Consider the following 15,315-nt stretch of genomic DNA (forward strand, 5'->3'; position numbering starts at 1 on the left):
GACACGAACCGTGCCCTCCAATCCGGCGCCTCCTATACAGGCTACGGTTGAAGTTCGGAATGGGCATGCACCCGCTCGCGGCCCTGCGCGTCATCGGGGTGGGCTCGGAGAGCACCGACGCCTTGCACGATCGTAGTGCGCCCGCCCAGGGTCGTCCGCACGTCGTCCGACACCAAGATCCGGGGATCGTCCCGTGCTGTGTCCAACGCCAGCGGCTCTCGGACGGCTTCGTAGAGGGAGCCCAGGTCCTACTCCACCGGCAGGGGTAGGAGGCTATCCCGATCTGGATCGAGACGTTGGCCGAAACGCCATTTCGATGGTCGCGGGTGAAGCTGCAAGCCGTTCCATCCGCGACTACCCAAAGCCGCCCCTCCTTGCGGTGACCAGCCCACCATCAATGCAGCGGCCCTAGCGCTTCAATGGCGCTGAGCAATTCGTCAACGAGTGGCTTCTCAACCAGAGACAGGCCCGCCGCCCGCACCTTCTCGCGGATCAGGGGGCTCGGGTGGCCCGTGATGATGATCATGGGAGCGGTCACACCTATGGCTCGCAGACGCTCGCAGGCATCCAACCCCGTCATGTCCGGCAGCACGTAGTCAATCACGATGCAGCACGGCCTCGCCTCCGGAAACGCGGCGAGCAGGTGGCCGCCGCTCTCGAAGGTGAAGACAGGATAACCTTCGCCCTCCAGCATGAACCGCGCTGAACTCAGAGACTCCGCATCATCGTCCACCATGAAGATCGGCATGAGACTGACTCAGAAGACATGGTGCATTCACAGGCCGAACCGGCTGGCGCCACGGTCCAAGGAATCACACTGCCGCTTCCTGGGTTCCCTATCGTTGAGGTGGATCAAGCCTGCCCAAGACTGGCCAGAACCGTCCAGCGAACCAACTCGGACAGGCTGGCCGCCTGCGTCTTGGCCATGAGCTTGGCCCGGTAGATCTCGACCGTGCGGGGGCTGATGTCGAGTGTGCGGCCGATCTCCTTGCTCGTCTCGCCCGTGACCAGTTGATCCATTACTTGCCGCTCGCGCGTACTCAACGTGTCCACGCGGCGGACGAACGCCTGAAGGGCCGGATCGTCCGCCTCGGTCACACCGCCACGCTCCAGGGCGGCGTGCAACGCGTGCAGCAGCACTTCGTCCGCGAACGGCTTCTCGATGAAGTCGCACGCCCCGAGCTTCATCGTCTCCACCGCCATCGGAATTTCGGCGTGTCCCGTCATCATCACCACGGGCAAGGTGTGCCCCTCCGCCCGGAGGCGGCGGAGCAACTCCAGCCCGTCGAGGCCGGGCATGTGGATGTCGGTCAGGATACATCCCCGCGTGGGCCTCGTGAGCCGGTCGAGAAGGCTGGCCGCGCCCTCATACAGCGCTACCTCGAACCCAGCGGTGCCGAGCAGTAAGGCGAGCGAGTCCCGCAGGGCGGGGTCGTCGTCCACCACGTGGATGAGGCTACGCGTCATCGCCCTAACACTCCTCATCGACAGCCGGTAAGGTCAGGCGGAACGTGGCTCCGCCATCGCCGTTGCGCTCTGCCGCCAGTCGTCCCCCGTGTGCCCCGGCGATGGTCCGGCAGATAGACAGGCCGACCCCCATACCGGTCGCTTTGGTGGTCACGAAGGGCTGGAACAACCGGCTCGCCACCGCCTCCGAGATGCCGGGGCCCGTGTCGGCCACCGCAATCTCGACCATCTCTGCTCTCCGAGCGGCCGTGATCGACACCTCGCGCCGCTGCGAATCCTGCATGGCCTCGCGGGCGTTGCGGATCAGGTTGGTCAGGATCTGCTGGATCTGCACCCGATCGGCGAGAACGTTCCCGGCTCCTGGCTCTACCCAGACGCGCGTTTCGACGCCCTGCTCGTGCGCGCCGATCAGAGCGAGGGCTGCGGCCTCCTCGATGATCTGGGCGACAGGCTCGATCCGCTTCTCCGTCTCGCCGTGTCCGATGAACTCCCGCAGTCGGCGGATGATCTGCCCGGCCCGGAGGGCTTGGTCTGCGGTCTTGTCGAGAACCTCCCTGACTTTCGGGAGCACGGCCAAGTCGGCCTGATCCAGAAGTCGGCGGCAGCCCTTGGTGTAGTTGGTGACGGCGCTGAGCGGCTGGTTCAACTCGTGGGAGAGCGCCGCGACCATCTCGCCCACGGTGCTCAGGCGCGAGACGTGGACCAGTTCGGACTGGAGTTCCTGAAGCCGTGCCTGGGTCTTCTGCTGCTCGGTCAGATCGTTGACGAAGCCGGTGAAGTACACCTGCTCGCCCGAGCGCATCTCGCCGAGGGAAAGCTCTAGCGGGAAGATCGTGCCATCGCACCGCCGACCTGTGGTGATCCGCGTCGTACCGATACCCTGTACCGCCCGCGGATTGTGAGACACCGATCTGAAGCCTATGCGGCCAAGGCCGCGGGTGGAAGCTGCGCGGTGCGAATGGCGGCTGGTGGTCGGAACCCGTGCCGCTCGATCAGCCACGTCTTATTGTAGAGGTCGCGAAACGCCAGCAGCGCGCGGCGCAGGTCCTCGACCGTGTCGAAGTGCTTCACCCACAGCAGGTTCTCCTTGAGCGTGCGGATGAAGCGCTCGGCGCAGCCATTTCCTTCCGGCGCTCGCACGAAGGCGGGCGAACTTGCGATACCCAGGAACGCCAGCTCCGCCTGGAAATCGTCCGACATGTACTGGCTGCCGTGATCGTGCCGGACACTCAGGCCGGAGGCGATCTCGGCCGTAAAGCCGCCGAAGCGCTGCCGCACACCCTGGCGGATCGGCTCCAGCGCCTCAAAGCGCGTGGCCCGGCGCGCCGCATGGAGGCCCACGCATTCGGCCGAGCAGTGGTCGACGGCCACGAACACCGCGACCTGCCCCTCAGCCGTCCAGGTGGTGGTCAGATCAGTGCCCCACATCGTGTCCACCCTCTCCGGGACGATGGTGCCGTCGTGGTTGCGCGGGCCGCGCGGTGTGCCGACGCGAGAGGGGGCGAGCAGATCATGGGCGCGCATCAGGCGCAGCACGCGGCGTTTGGAGGTGCGCACGCCCTTGTGGCGCAGCCGCGCCCAGACCTTGCGGTGACCCTCGCCGTGAAAGGGGCTGTCCGTGAGGGTGGCGCGGATCTGCGTGAGTAGCGCCGCATCCGGCATCGGCCCGACCGGGCCGGGACGGCGCGACGGCTCGGGCCGGGCGGGTGAGAGGTGCCGGTGGACGGTGGCGCGCGACACGCGCCAGATCCGGCACACCCGGGCCAGTCCGTAAGCTTTGCCGCTGGCAGGCGAGACGGCCCGGCTCATAGCCGCGACCTCCTGCGGGCCAAAGGGCCGGGGCCGCGCGCCTCCAGGGCAGCGATCTTGGCCTCCAGCAACTCGCGCTCGATCAGCATCTCGCCGAGCTTGGCCTTCAGTCGCCCGCTCTCCAGCGCGTCCGCATCAAGGGACCGGGTGGAGAGACTGGCCTCGCCCGCCGTCAGGAAGGCGTCGCGCCAGCCCGACAAGGTCGCGGCCGTCACGCCTAAGCTGCGCGAGACGCTCTCCAGGTCCTCGCCGCGCAGCAGCCGCAGCACCGCATCCCGCTTGCGCTGCCGGGACATGCGCCCGCCGCGACCAGGACCGACTGCGCCTGCATCTGCCTTCGTATCCGAGCTCATCGTCCTCACCCCTGTCGCGGAGACCGTCCGCTAACGGGGTGTCTCAAGCAACCGGGAGGCGGAGGAACCCCGGCGCAGGCGCGTCTCTCGGCCGCCGGTCAGATGAGCATCGTGCCGGTTCCGCTCGGGCATCAGCAGGGCGATGTTCTGGCCCATGACCTCGGCTGCCGGACGCTGAAAAATGCGCTCGGCCGCGGTGCTGAACGCGTGGATCGTACCCTGCTCGTCGATGACAAACATGCCCTCCGGCACGGTGTCGAGGATGGATCGCAGGTGCGCCTCGCGGGCCCGCAGGTCCGCTTCGGCTTGCTTCTGCTCCTCCTCGGCTTGCTTCTGCGCATGAATGCTGAAGACGACGCTGCGATGACGAACGGGGCATCCCTGCTCGTCAATCTGCACGCGGCCCCGCGAGCGCAACCAGTGGATCTGCCCATCGGGGCGGATGATCCGGTAGTCCACCTCGTAAGCTCCGCCGTGACGGCGAACCTCCTCGATCGCGTCGGCCCTGGGCTGTCGGTCGTCGGGGTGAAGCAGGGCTTGGAAGGCGGCGAGGTCGGTCAGTTGCTCGTGCGGAACGCCGAAGAGGCGATCACAGGCGGCGGAGCAGGCGACTTGGGTCGTGGCGAGATCGAGCGACCAGATGCAGATGCCGGTCGCGTCGAGCGTGTCGCTCAATTCGGCGGCGGACAGGCTCAAGGTTGAGACAGCGGCCTCGCCCGATCGGATCGGCTCTATCGCTGGAGAAGCGGCTGCTGTCATTGTCCGCTCCCGAGACCTTCATTGGGCGGCCCTATTCGGTCCGACAGGTACAAGCCACCGAGGGCCGCAGCAACCACCGTTTAACCTATTTAGTGATCGAGAAGTATTTTTGAAGCGCAGGAATTTTAACCGAATATGGGGAATGATCGCCGAAATCTGCAAGTTCATCCCATTTTTATATGCCCTGGGCTTCACGAGCGACGCACCGCGGGCCAATCCACTGCCGCGCTAACAACCAGAGCCGATAGACGTGCCCACAGGCCGGATGCTGTTTCGCTCATTCTCAATCGTAGATGGACGGCATTTCCACTGACAACCGCGGTGTTTCGGATATCCCGCTGTGCTGAACCGGACAGCCCAAACCCCGAACAGCGCGATCGGCGACAACGTGCGAACCGATGGGGAGAGCATCCCGCCCGGCGCGACGGTCGATGGCGTCATCGACAGGCGCGCGGATAACGAGCGTCCCGTCGTCGCCTGTGCCACGCGCGGGTCGGCTCGGATCGATTGAAAATTACTGCCAAGTCAATTGGAGATCATAATTTTCGCACATACGGTTGCGACAGCCGCGAAAACCTCATCCAAGTGAGTGTGAGCCAAGCGATCCGGACTTAAGGATGCGTTATCGTTGGCAGGATGATCCGGGCACCAACGGCTGAGAGCAGCGTGTGCTCCCGCCCTTTGAAGGGTGGAGGGCCGCGTGCCACGCTTCTACTTCAACATTTTCGATGGGGTCAGTACGCCTGACGATACGGGCACCGAGTTGGCTGATTGGAAGGAGGCCCGTGTCGAAGCCGTCAGGTTAGCTGGCGTCCTTCTGAAGGATGATGCCGAGCGCGTCGCCCTGAGCGATGAATGGCGTCTTGAAATTGCGGACGATTATGGTCTCGTGCTGCTCCGCTTCGATTTTATCTCCCTAGAAGCTCCTGTACTGTCGAGCCAACATGAGATGGCGAGCAAGCCGTTCTAAGGCTCGGCTTTCCTCGGCTTTGCGATCCGCTTCAACGCGACATCGGAGTCCGCTTCATCCTCGCAGGGTTGGGCTATGATGGGCCCCGATCTTGAGCAGGCAGCCCAGGTCATCGCGGAGAACGTCGCCTCGGCCTTTGAGCGCGCGCACGACGAGGCGGCGTTCGAGGAGAACGAGCGCGAGATGGTCGTGGCGGGCTTGATGCGCGAGCTACTGGTCATTCTGCCCGGCGCATCGAGCGATGCTCTCGCCGCCGCCTGCAACCGCCATCTCTCTCTCCTGGCGGAATGCGGCATCTCCGGCCCGCGGGTCGAGGCGGTCGATTCTGATGATGGATCGGTGACGATGAGGCCGATGTAGATTGAGGCCCTTCATCGGCTACGGCGTCTGGGTGATAGCCCGGTCGGCGTTGACCCGCTGCGCCCAGTCCTTCGCGGCGTCCTGGCCGTGGAGGGCGATCAACCGGGCGCCGCTGACATCGACGTTTTTGAAGTCTGCGCCTGCGATCGTGGCCCTGGTCAGGTTGGCCCCGGACAGGTCCGAGCCCATCAGCACCGCGTCGGTGAGGTCGGCGTCCCTGAGGTCGGCGTACTCCAGGCGCGACCGGCCGAGATCGGCGCCTCTCAGGTTCGCGCCCGAGAGGTTCACCGAGGTGAACACGGCCCGCATCAGGCCCATCGACTGGTTCTTGATGTCGGCCCCGCCCTTCAGGTCCACGAGCGTCGCCCCGGTCATGTTGGCGCCCTTGAAGTCGCCGATCGGCATCGAACGGCTGAGATCCGCGCCGCTGAGGTTAGCGTCGCGCGCGGTGATGCCGAACATCTTCGCGTCCGCGAGCTTCGCGCCGGAGAGGTCGGCCTTCAGCAGCCATGCCTGTTCGAGGTTGGCCCCGGTCAAATCGGTCCCATGCAGGTTGGCCTTGTTGAGGCGCGCCGTGCGCAAGTTAGCGCCCCGGAGGTTAAGCCCAGACAGGTCAAGGCCGGAGAGCGCCTTGTCGTGCAAGTCGATGGGCTTGCCGCCCGCCTTGGCGATCAGCGCCTCGACATCGGCGCGGCTCATCTCGGCCCTCGTCATCGCGGGCGAGGACATGTCGGCGCCCAAAAGAAGGTCTTGTTCGGCGGCAGCCGGACTGGCGGCTAGAGCGGCGAGCATGAAGCTCAAGGTCAGGGTGCGCATCCGTTCACTCCCGGCGGGGCGTCGCACTCGTTCCGATCCATTGCGGCGAGCACTCAGCCAACATCGTTGGCGCTACCGGAAGGGAAACGTCGGACGACTTCGATAGGACGCAAGCGCAGCCGCGCCGCGGTTGCGCCGTTCGCCCGCCGAAAGTGGCGGACCACCGGCTATACCGCCACAAGCCGCGCCGACCTGCTCGGCCACAACACTCACTCGGCTTCCAGGGTGACGGACCCATCAGTGAGGTCGATGGTCTCGACTCGCGGGCTGAACCACCCGTGATCGGGTAAGGTGCTCAGGTGCCGGTTGCAGGCGGTAGCGAGCACGTCGCCGGAAGTGGTCGGCATCACAGCCAGCAACTCTCGCAGGAAGCCCGCGACCGCGACCGCACGTTTCTCCGGAAGGTATGACTCCTCGCGGAAGCGCTCGTAGGCTGAGACGACGTTCTCGGCGACGATGGCCGCGAACCGCTCCTGATCTGCCTCCAGCATCGGGCTGTACTCCTACAGGAACCCGCTCCCGCTGCGGGTTACAGGCTAGGCTTCCTCTATCCTCGCTTTCGGCCGATACGCTCAGAGACGAAGCGGCTCCTGGTGTTGACGCGCACGATCAATCACTCGCGGTCTTGATCTCTCAGACTGTCTTGCACGGCAGGCTGAGGCTCTCTGCTGCGCTCGGCGCGCCAGATAGAGCGGCGATACGAGGCGGCCGAGAGGTGGATGCCGAACTGCGTGGCGGCCTCGGTGAGGGTCGCCCCTGCCTCGAAGGCAGCGTTGAGGGCGGCGATGCCCGCCTCGGTCAGGCGCCCATCCTGACGCTTGAGAGCCGTATCTCCGGACCTCCTGGTCTCCTGCCCGACGAGCATGATCAGGCGCTCGGCACGCTCGGCCTGCTTGCGGGCGGCATCCTCCAGAGCGCGAGCGCCCAGGGCGATGGCTCTGAGTTCGGAAAGGGCGACGGCGTCCATGCTTCTTACTCCTGACGCCCGATGCCTATCACCACGCGTCCAGCGATAGACGAGAGCCGACTTGAAGCCGTAGGCGTGCCCCGGCCACCAGCGGGCGGGAGGTCATCGACTTCAAGGCCCTGTGGGCGGACCTGCGAGCCCAGTGACGGACCGCTCGGGGGCGGGCGACCACATGGGTGAATGCCTGCAAGCTCCGGATCGGCCAAGAAGTGTCGATGAAAGATTGGAACGAACTCACGCCTGACCAGCAGCGCCAAGCCCTCGCAGATCAGATGTGGACCTCACGGTGATATCGCCGCGCGGAAGCGGGTGTTCTAGGGCACCAGACCTGAGAGGCCGCAGGCCGCCAGGGTTGCCACCAGCAGCGTGAAGCCGAGCAACGAACCTGTGCTGCCGATCCGCGCTAGAAGCCCATAGATCTTGGGCGTAAGTGATTGCCCGACAGATCATTTCGCCAATGGGCTCTGCGGGCTTGGTGAAGCTCCAGTGGCCCGGATTTGCTCCGCCCTACTCAGGCGTTCAAGGAGGGCGTCGAGCTTGTCGGGCGTCGGTGGCCTGTAGCCGCGGAGCGCGGCAGTGGCTACCGGCGAGACGCTCGCCACCCTGCGGCCTGTGCCTCGGCCTCGGAGCAGAACATCTGCTCGCCAGCCTTCGCGTCAATCACGACGCGGGCGTACTCCCGGCTCTCGGGCCGATGATAGATCCGCTCGCCTGAGCGCGAGACATTGCCCTTGATTGTGCAGGTGGTCGGCAAGGGTGGTGGAGAGGTCTCGGCCGCGTTTGCCATCTCGGGCCGGGTCTCGACCCCGTTGGCCCGCTTCGCGCGCCGCCAATCCGAGGGAGGGTCGAAGGTGCCCGCCCAAAGCCCGCGCCTCAACGCCCTGGCGGTGGTCTCAACCCGCACATAGTCGCGGGAGTAGCGCTGGTAGGCCGTGGCGTAACCCTGCTCGACCATCCAGGCGCTCAGGTCCTCGGGACCCCTTCGGCAGACGGCGACGGTGCGCCCGTACTTGTCGGTGTCACGAGGCTCGCAGGTGATCGGCGCTTCCCCGATGTGGTCGGCAAGCGCCAGTGCCGCCTTCTGCCCGCAGCGGTAGTCCCTGCCCGCCGAGTCCTGGCACAACTGGGCGCTCTCCGGTGCGTCGATCCCGTAGAGGCGGATGCGGGTGCCGCGGATCAGCACCGTGTCGCCATCGGTGACCGAGGCACGGCCGATGATGGGTTCGGCCGCGAGCGCCGGAAGGGCGAGGAGTGCGACCACGATCAGACCCCCGCCGCAGACACCAAGACGAACCACTGATGCTTCTCCGGCCCGCGGACGCGGGATCTTCCATGTCGTGTTGGTGATAAGCCGCCGCAATGGCGGCGGTGTTAAGGGCGTGGTTAGGACGTACATACGGTTTGTCCCGACGCGTCCCTCAGGCCGACCCTCGACAACCTGAGGGGCGGTGCCAACCTGTGCAGTATGCGCTACGCCCTCGCCGCCGCCGTGTTGCTCTTACTGATAGAGCCGACCATCGCGGCCGGGGGCATCCCCAACGGCTCGCGGGCCGGGATGGAGGTGACAGTCACGGGCGTCGAAGCGATCGGCACCTCGAACGCGGTGATCCGCGTCCGGAACACCGGCGAGCGCGTCGCTGGACGAGGTCGGAAGGACGGCCAAGAGGTATCGCACCAGCATCGCAACCACGATGGTGCGGTCAGGTAGGTGGATCAACGCCCAATTGCGTCCACGCTCGAAGGTCGAAATCACGTTGTCGGCGATGAGGAGGCGAACCGCTCAAGATCTGGGCTTGGCATCATCGTCCCGTCCTCCTCAGGAACCCGCCCCTGCTGTGTCCGTTGCGCGCGTTCGCCCGTCGGATGTAGCCGACCACGGCCCGCGGGTCGCGATGTCTGGACTGATCCATGATCCGAGCGAGATCGGCCCTGCGCTCGACCTGCGTCGCATCGACCACGAACGAGGCTGCCATCACAGTTGTCGAGAGCGAAATCCGTGACTACAGCCGCGCGATGTCCGACAAGCGCGCCGCCCTCCTTGAACGCCTAACAGCGCACCAGCGCGATCTCGTCCTGGCGATGGCCGAACACGACGGGATGCCCGCTGGGAGCGCCCTCCGACAAGTTGCGGAGCTTGAGAACGTCATCGCCGCCGTCGAGTCCGTAGCGGACGAGGAAGCACGTCGGTAACGCTTAAGGTTGACGTGGTGTTTACGACGACCGTGTAGGCGTCCGGGCTGCGCCCGTTCTCGAACCGGCATGCTGGGGATAACACCGTGCGAGTGCTGTTGGTCGAGGACGAGTCCACCGTGGCGCAGAGCATCGAGTTGATGCTCAAGTCCGAGAGCTTCAACACCTACACCACCGACCTCGGGGAAGAGGGTGTCGATCTCGGTAAGCTGTACGACTACGACATCATCCTCCTCGATCTGAACCTGCCCGACATGTCGGGCTACGAGGTGCTACGCTCCCTCCGCGTCGCCAAGGTGAAGACGCCGATCCTCATCCTCTCCGGCATGAGCAACATCGAGGACAAGGTGAAGGGGCTGGGCTTCGGTGCGGACGACTACCTCTCGAAACCCTTCCACAAGGATGAACTCGTAGCGCGCATCCATGCCATCGTGCGCCGCTCGAAGGGCCACGCCCAGTCGGTCATCACCACCGGCGACCTGATCGTGAACCTCGACCAGAAGACCGTCGAGGTCGGCGGCGCCCGGGTGCACCTCACCGGCAAGGAGTACCAGATGCTGGAACTCCTCTCGCTCCGGAAGGGCACCACGCTCACCAAGGAGATGTTCCTCAACCACCTCTACGGCGGCATGGACGAGCCCGACCTCAAGATCATCGACGTGTTCATCTGCAAGCTCCGGAAGAAGCTCGCGAACGCGTCGGCGGGGAAGAACTACATCGAGACCGTCTGGGGCCGCGGCTACGTGCTGCGTGAGGACGCGCCCGCGATGCGAGCCCTGGCGAGTTGAAGTAATCTCTTCTCAGCATCGAGCCGCGGTAAGGGACCACCGCGGTGTGAATTCAAGCCCTCGCTTAGGCCGTGCCTGCCAGCCGCTGCTCAATCCAGCCCTGTGCCTCGTCGAGATCAGCAAAGGTGGGCGAGGCCGCGGTGTTCACCCGGCCAAAGCCCGCCTCCAAGAACCACTTTCCCGCCGCATCTTCGTGCTCGTCCGAGAGGCACACCAGCACGGCCACGAGGAAGCCGTCGTGGAACACCAACTGGCTGTCCTGATCGGCGCTCCCCGTGGCGACCTGAACAGGCTGGAGACGCAGGCTCATGCGGCGGCTTGTTCTCCCAGGTGCAGATACCCTGACTTCAAGCCCGCCATCTGCTGGAGGCGCGGCAGGTCCAGGATCGTCAGGTGCTTCTGCTGGAGTTCAATCAGCCCTCTCTCCCTGAGTTCCCGGAGCGCGGCGACCCCATTCTGACGAACTCTTATATCGGGGCGCCCTGCTTGGCGGAGCAGGTTTCGTATATGATCGGCTCGCACGATCTGGGCTTCACGATTGGCAGATCTGAGCTTTCGCCTTCTGTGGTGATAGGCAATGCTGACGCTTTCAAATCACCCCATCGATACACTTGCGCAAAAATTGGTTGGTGCTGAGCAGTTCTCGAAGACAGAGCGAAAAGCTCTCATGAGCTTGCCCGTCGTGACCAGAAACGTAGCGCCCATCAGGACATCGTGCCCGAAGAGGCTTCGTCTTCATCCTGCTGTATCATTCTCAGTGGTTGGGCCTGCTGTTACCAGATGCTCAACGAGGGAAGGCGCGCGATCCTGTCGTTTCACGTTCCGGGGGACGTGCCGGATCTCCAGAGCTTGCATCTGCCCCACACGGATTTCGGCATGACCGCGCTGACCCCAGCGGCCGTCGCTTTCGTGGCGCATGCGGACCTGCGCGCACTGATGGCGGACTATCCCGCCATCTCGACGGCGCTCTGGCGCGAGGCGCTGATCACTGCCGCGGTCCATCGGGCCTGGATGGCGGGGCTCGGCCGCCGAGAGGCCCGCGGACGGCTCGCCCACCTGTTCTGCGAACTCTATCTGCGGCTCAAGGCTGTGGGCCTCGTGGACGGCTACACCCTGCCGTTGCCTCTCCGGCAACACGATCTCGCCGACGCGCTCGGGCTGACCTCCGTTCACGTGAACCGGACGGTGAAGGATTTGCGCGCCGAAGGGCTGATCAGCTTGCGCAGCCGCAGGCTGGAGATCTTGGATTGGCCAGGGTTACAGGCGGCAGGCGAGTTCAGCCCTCACTACCTGCATCTGGCGGCATGATGACCCGCAGTCTTGGCCCCCTCGAACCTCAGTCGGGCGGGGCGGCCTTGTCCGCACTACTCAGCCTTGCAGCCGCGAAGGTCAGGCTCGCCGTGTAGACGACCGCGCCGCTCTCATCGCGAATTGACATGGTGAAAGCCTGATCGTCACCGCCTGACGGGATCGCGAAGCGCGCGATCTCAGGCAGGGTCAGCAAGGCTTCCCTGCGCGCCGCTTCGAGGTCTGCGCATTGGGTTCCGTGGTCGTCTCGGCGGAACTCGCCGTCGTGGAAGTCGAAGAAGTAGCGCGGCACCCGCGCCTCCGTGCTGTGACCGAAACCCTGTTAGCAAACTCGCGGCCAAGGACAGGTGTTCTGTGCGGCATAATGAGGGCCATCGCAGCCGCATCTCGTGGTACTCCCCTCATAGGGAGAAACGCGATGACTGGATTTCGGCAGACGGAAGCGCAGGTCCTCGTGAGCAAGGTGGAGAGCATCGCCCTCTTCACGCTGTCTGCGGCTGAAACGGCAGCGCTTCGCGCCCTGCCGATGCATGTGGCGACCTTTGACGCCTACCAGGACATCGTCCGCGAGGGGAACTATCCCTCCCAATCCTTCGCTATCTTGGAGGGCATCGTCGCGATCTACAAGAGCACGCGGTCGGGCAAGCGGCAGGTGATGGCCTACCACGTCCCCGGTGACGTGCCCGATCTCCAGAGCCTGCACCTGAAGATGCTCGACAACAGCATCTCCACGGTCAGTCCGTGTCGGATCGGCTTCATCCAGCACGATGCGCTGCGCACTCTGTTTCGGGCTCATCCCCGCCTCGGCGAGGCATTCTGGCGTATGACGCTGATCGACGCTGCCCTCTATCGCGAGTGGATGCTCAACATCGGTCGTCGGGATGCGTATGCCCGGATGGCCCATCTCTTCTGCGAGTTGGTCACGCGCCTGGATGTCGTTGGGCTGGCGCCGGAGCGTTCCTGTCCACTGCCGATGACCCAGCCCGAACTCGCGGACGCGCTCGGGATCACGCCAGTGCACGTCAATCGCGTGCTCGGCGATATGAGAGAGGCGGGGTTGATCACGCTGCGAAACAGGCGGCTGACGGTGCACGACTGGGAGGGGCTGAAAGCGGCAGCGGAGTTCGACCCGACCTACCTTCACCTGGGCAGCCGCGACGCGGCGTGAGCCTTCTCAGTCCGCCGCCCGAGCCGCTCGCGGGCCAATGCCATTCACTTGGCCGAGAGGGTCAATGCCGAACCGCACTGGCCGCGCTCGTGTGTCAGGAAGAACCGGGCCATCTCCCGGCTCGCGTCTGGGCCGCGTGGCTCAATGAACGAACCGGCCCGGCTGCCGCCTGACCACGCACGCCCGGTCCCGTGCTGTAGACGAAGGCTCTCCAGCCTCTCGCGTCTCTAGTTGCAGGTACATGGCGTCAAACTCCGAGACCCGCAAAAGTTCGTCCCACGCCTCGATCACCAGCGTGTGGCTCCGCAGCGTGAGCAGGGCTTGGCCACGCATATCCCTCAGCACGCGGTTGACGTGCACGGACGTGAGCCCCAGCGCATCGGCGAGATCAACCTGGGTGAGCGGTAGCGGGCAGCGGTAGTTACCGGCCAACCCCACGGCTTGCAGCTTCAGGTACATCTCGCAGAACAGGTGTGCGATCCGCTCGGAGGCCGAGCGTCGGCCCATGCCGGTCATCCACTCGCGGAAGATCGCCGCATCGATCAGCGTCTCGCGCCACAGGAGCGACGCGAGCCCGGGATGTTGCGCGACGAGCGCCCGCAGGCTCTCGTGCGGGATGAGGGCTACGGTTGCACACGTCACGGTGGCGAAGCTGTGGTCCATGACGGGAATGTGCAGGCTCAGCAGATCCGGGATGTCGCCCGCGATGTGGAACGACAGGATCTGCCGCTTGCCCTGGCTAAGCAGCTTGTACCGGCAGGTCCAGCCACTGATGACGAGACAACAGTGCGTGGGCTTATCGCCGTCGCGCACGATGTCGTGTCGGGCGTCGAGGTGATTGATCTTCACCGGAAGGCTCTCGACGGCCTGACGCTCCTCGTCCGTTAGGGTGGTGATGCTCCCCAACTTGCGGATGAGCATAGCCGTGGCGTGCTGATCGGGGGCTAAGGGCATGGCGTTCCACCTTGCATTGCAGGCGGAAGCGCGGCTCTCCCAGTCACCAGCGCCTGTGTCGGTTCAGCCGGTGATGAGCCGTACGGTAAGCCCAAATGTTCGAACGAACTACATATAAATCGGGTTTTTGGAAGCATCCGGGCGCTCTGTAATAGATCGAACTATCCCAATCTTTGCCGTCTTTCCAGAGCGATTTACTTTGCTAATGTTCGGCCGAGCGCAGATACTGCGCTCATCGCTAACACCGCTCTCGGGCCGTTGGCGCTTAGGAGACCGCGTGTGCTCTTGCCCCGACCGGGAGCAGAGCCGTGTCTCAGCCTCAGCAATCCGCCGTCCGCAATCGCCTCCTGAAGGCGCTCTCGCCCGACGACTTCGCGCTGCTCCAACCGTATCTGGAGCCGGTCGTGACCGAGTTGCGGCAGGTACTGATCAAGCCGCACGAGCCGGTTCAGCAGCTATACTTCCCCGAGGTCGGGTTCGGCTCGATCACCACCTCCGGCTCTGGCGGCCAAGTCGAGGTCGGCCTCGTCGGACGCGAGGGGCTGGTCGGCGCCCTGCCGGTGCTGCTGGCCTCGGATCGCATGCCCCACGAGTGCTTCGTCCAGAATGCGGGCGAGATGCTGCGGATCGAGACCGCGGCCCTGTGCTCCGCCGTCAGCCAGAGCGCCAGCCTGCACAGGCTCCTGCTGCGCTACGTTCAGGTGCAATTCGTCCAGACGGCCCAGACTGCGTTCGCGAACGCCTCCTACACCCTCGACGTGCGCCTCGCGCGCTGGCTGCTGATGTGCCACGACCGGCTCGACGGCGACGATCTCCAGATCACCCACGAGTTCCTGTCGATCATGCTGGGCGTGCGGCGACCCAGTGCCACTCTGGCGGTACAGGCGGTGGAGGGGCACCGGCTGATCCGGGCGCGGCGCGGCAAGATCACGATCTTGGACCGCACTGCGCTGGAAGCGGTGGCGGACGACAGCTACGGCCTGCCCGAAGCCGAGTACGCCCGCCTGATCGAGGCCGCGTGATGCCGCGCTACTTTTTCAACATCCGGCATCGTCCCGGACCCGCTGGTCTGGCCGTGGACCCGGAAGGTGATGAACTCGCCGACGTGGACGCCGCGCGTGAGCATGCATTGTTCGAGGCACGGATCATGATCGCGCGGGATCGCCTGCCGCTGATCCGCGATTGGATGGACTGCTCGTTCGAGGTCATGGACGAGGCGGACCAGCCCGTTCTCACGGTGCCGTTCAGCGACACGGTCTCCGGGTTGGAAGACTGGGACTGAGCGGGCTCGGCGCCACGACCCGGAGGACTCTAACCAGGGGCGGCTCGAAGTTCGCCGCGGCCGATCACAGGCGTCCACTCCCGAGCCTCGGCGCGAAAACCGAGGCCGAATTCACGACCGGCGC

The 15,315-nt window shown here is 65.0% G+C and carries 21 protein-coding genes and 1 pseudogene; 10 read left to right on the forward strand and 12 right to left on the reverse strand.

Annotated elements, in window-relative coordinates:
- Nucleotides 1-394: 394 nt before the first annotated feature.
- The 5 genes and pseudogenes from ACYCO6_RS15955 to ACYCO6_RS15975 form a co-directional block, all read right to left on the reverse strand.
- A complete protein-coding gene (locus ACYCO6_RS15955; protein ID WP_459772841.1) occupies nt 395-748 on the reverse strand; it encodes a response regulator transcription factor in 354 nt (117 codons plus the stop codon).
- A gap of 104 nt (nt 749-852) precedes the next feature.
- Entirely contained in the window at nt 853-1,467 is a 615-nt protein-coding gene (fixJ, locus tag ACYCO6_RS15960; RefSeq protein ID WP_459772842.1) for a response regulator FixJ, read from the reverse strand.
- 4 nt (nt 1,468-1,471) lie between these two features.
- Nucleotides 1,472-2,344: pseudogene (locus ACYCO6_RS15965) on the reverse strand (sensor histidine kinase); the annotation flags it as partial.
- Between the two features lie 41 nt (nt 2,345-2,385).
- Nucleotides 2,386-3,629, reverse strand: a protein-coding gene (locus ACYCO6_RS15970; RefSeq protein WP_459761871.1) for an IS3 family transposase whose coding sequence is annotated in 2 segments (ribosomal slippage) — nt 2,386-3,305 and nt 3,305-3,629 — 1,245 coding nt in all. Because the reading frame shifts where the segments join, the coding sequence is not laid out codon by codon here.
- 30 nt (nt 3,630-3,659) lie between these two features.
- Nucleotides 3,660-4,325, reverse strand: coding sequence for a PAS domain-containing protein (locus tag ACYCO6_RS15975; RefSeq protein ID WP_459772844.1), 666 nt, complete (start codon nt 4,323-4,325; stop codon nt 3,660-3,662).
- Between the two features lie 403 nt (nt 4,326-4,728).
- Between ACYCO6_RS15975 and ACYCO6_RS15980 the strand changes: the two genes are divergently transcribed.
- From ACYCO6_RS15980 to ACYCO6_RS15990, 3 genes are all read left to right on the forward strand, one after another.
- Nucleotides 4,729-4,899: a hypothetical protein gene (locus ACYCO6_RS15980; RefSeq protein WP_459772845.1), complete on the forward strand. Its 171-nt coding sequence runs from the start codon at nt 4,729-4,731 to the stop codon at nt 4,897-4,899.
- 189 nt (nt 4,900-5,088) lie between these two features.
- Nucleotides 5,089-5,358 carry a DUF6894 family protein gene (locus tag ACYCO6_RS15985; RefSeq protein WP_459772847.1) on the forward strand — a complete coding sequence of 90 codons (270 nt, stop codon included), beginning with the start codon at nt 5,089-5,091 and terminating at the stop codon, nt 5,356-5,358.
- A gap of 75 nt (nt 5,359-5,433) precedes the next feature.
- A complete protein-coding gene (locus ACYCO6_RS15990; RefSeq protein WP_459772849.1) occupies nt 5,434-5,718 on the forward strand; it encodes a hypothetical protein in 285 nt (94 codons plus the stop codon).
- 18 nt (nt 5,719-5,736) lie between these two features.
- On the opposite strand, the gene ACYCO6_RS15995 is transcribed toward ACYCO6_RS15990, so the two are convergent.
- The 4 genes from ACYCO6_RS15995 to ACYCO6_RS16010 form a co-directional block, all read right to left on the reverse strand.
- Nucleotides 5,737-6,534: a pentapeptide repeat-containing protein gene (locus ACYCO6_RS15995; RefSeq protein WP_459772850.1), complete on the reverse strand. Its 798-nt coding sequence runs from the start codon at nt 6,532-6,534 to the stop codon at nt 5,737-5,739.
- A 209-nt stretch (nt 6,535-6,743) separates the two neighbouring features.
- Nucleotides 6,744-7,025: a hypothetical protein gene (locus ACYCO6_RS16000; protein WP_459772851.1), complete on the reverse strand. Its 282-nt coding sequence runs from the start codon at nt 7,023-7,025 to the stop codon at nt 6,744-6,746.
- A 122-nt stretch (nt 7,026-7,147) separates the two neighbouring features.
- Nucleotides 7,148-7,501 carry a hypothetical protein gene (locus ACYCO6_RS16005; RefSeq protein ID WP_459772853.1) on the reverse strand — a complete coding sequence of 118 codons (354 nt, stop codon included), beginning with the start codon at nt 7,499-7,501 and terminating at the stop codon, nt 7,148-7,150.
- A 580-nt stretch (nt 7,502-8,081) separates the two neighbouring features.
- Entirely contained in the window at nt 8,082-8,798 is a 717-nt protein-coding gene (locus tag ACYCO6_RS16010) for a thermonuclease family protein (RefSeq protein ID WP_459772855.1), read from the reverse strand.
- 168 nt (nt 8,799-8,966) lie between these two features.
- Between ACYCO6_RS16010 and ACYCO6_RS16015 the strand changes: the two genes are divergently transcribed.
- The 3 genes from ACYCO6_RS16015 (at nt 8,967) to ctrA (ending at nt 10,479) form a co-directional block, all read left to right on the forward strand.
- The gene (locus tag ACYCO6_RS16015; RefSeq protein ID WP_459772857.1) at nt 8,967-9,209 is read left to right on the forward strand and encodes a hypothetical protein; all 243 of its coding nucleotides are present in this window, start codon (nt 8,967-8,969) and stop codon (nt 9,207-9,209) included.
- A gap of 200 nt (nt 9,210-9,409) precedes the next feature.
- Complete coding sequence (locus tag ACYCO6_RS16020; RefSeq protein ID WP_459772859.1) at nt 9,410-9,691, forward strand: hypothetical protein; 282 nt, start codon at nt 9,410-9,412, stop codon at nt 9,689-9,691.
- A gap of 86 nt (nt 9,692-9,777) precedes the next feature.
- Nucleotides 9,778-10,479: a response regulator transcription factor CtrA gene (gene ctrA, locus ACYCO6_RS16025; protein WP_459772860.1), complete on the forward strand. Its 702-nt coding sequence runs from the start codon at nt 9,778-9,780 to the stop codon at nt 10,477-10,479.
- Between the two features lie 64 nt (nt 10,480-10,543).
- On the opposite strand, the gene ACYCO6_RS16030 is transcribed toward ctrA, so the two are convergent.
- A complete protein-coding gene (locus ACYCO6_RS16030; RefSeq protein WP_459772862.1) occupies nt 10,544-10,789 on the reverse strand; it encodes a hypothetical protein in 246 nt (81 codons plus the stop codon).
- Nucleotides 10,790-11,193: 404 nt separating this feature from the next.
- On the opposite strand from ACYCO6_RS16030, the gene ACYCO6_RS16035 reads away from it, so the two are divergent.
- The gene (locus tag ACYCO6_RS16035; protein WP_459772863.1) at nt 11,194-11,787 is read left to right on the forward strand and encodes a Crp/Fnr family transcriptional regulator; all 594 of its coding nucleotides are present in this window, start codon (nt 11,194-11,196) and stop codon (nt 11,785-11,787) included.
- 28 nt (nt 11,788-11,815) lie between these two features.
- On the opposite strand, the gene ACYCO6_RS16040 is transcribed toward ACYCO6_RS16035, so the two are convergent.
- Nucleotides 11,816-12,079: a DUF6894 family protein gene (locus ACYCO6_RS16040; protein WP_459772864.1), complete on the reverse strand. Its 264-nt coding sequence runs from the start codon at nt 12,077-12,079 to the stop codon at nt 11,816-11,818.
- Between the two features lie 126 nt (nt 12,080-12,205).
- Here ACYCO6_RS16040 and ACYCO6_RS16045 point away from each other — a divergent pair, with 126 nt between their 5' ends.
- A complete protein-coding gene (locus ACYCO6_RS16045) occupies nt 12,206-12,955 on the forward strand; it encodes a Crp/Fnr family transcriptional regulator (RefSeq protein WP_459773589.1) in 750 nt (249 codons plus the stop codon).
- A 141-nt stretch (nt 12,956-13,096) separates the two neighbouring features.
- On the opposite strand, the gene ACYCO6_RS16050 is transcribed toward ACYCO6_RS16045, so the two are convergent.
- A complete protein-coding gene (locus tag ACYCO6_RS16050) occupies nt 13,097-13,909 on the reverse strand; it encodes a Crp/Fnr family transcriptional regulator (RefSeq protein WP_459772866.1) in 813 nt (270 codons plus the stop codon).
- Between the two features lie 308 nt (nt 13,910-14,217).
- Here ACYCO6_RS16050 and ACYCO6_RS16055 point away from each other — a divergent pair, with 308 nt between their 5' ends.
- Both ACYCO6_RS16055 and ACYCO6_RS16060 read left to right on the forward strand, forming a co-directional pair.
- A complete protein-coding gene (locus ACYCO6_RS16055) occupies nt 14,218-14,931 on the forward strand; it encodes a Crp/Fnr family transcriptional regulator (protein WP_459772868.1) in 714 nt (237 codons plus the stop codon).
- Nucleotides 14,931-15,191 (forward strand): DUF6894 family protein, encoded by a 261-nt coding sequence (locus ACYCO6_RS16060; RefSeq protein WP_459772870.1) that lies wholly within the window; start codon nt 14,931-14,933, stop codon nt 15,189-15,191. Before ACYCO6_RS16055 ends, ACYCO6_RS16060 begins: the two co-directional genes overlap by 1 nt.
- Nucleotides 15,192-15,315: the final 124 nt, after the last annotated feature.

This window comes from Methylobacterium sp. CM6257, assembly GCF_054611515.1.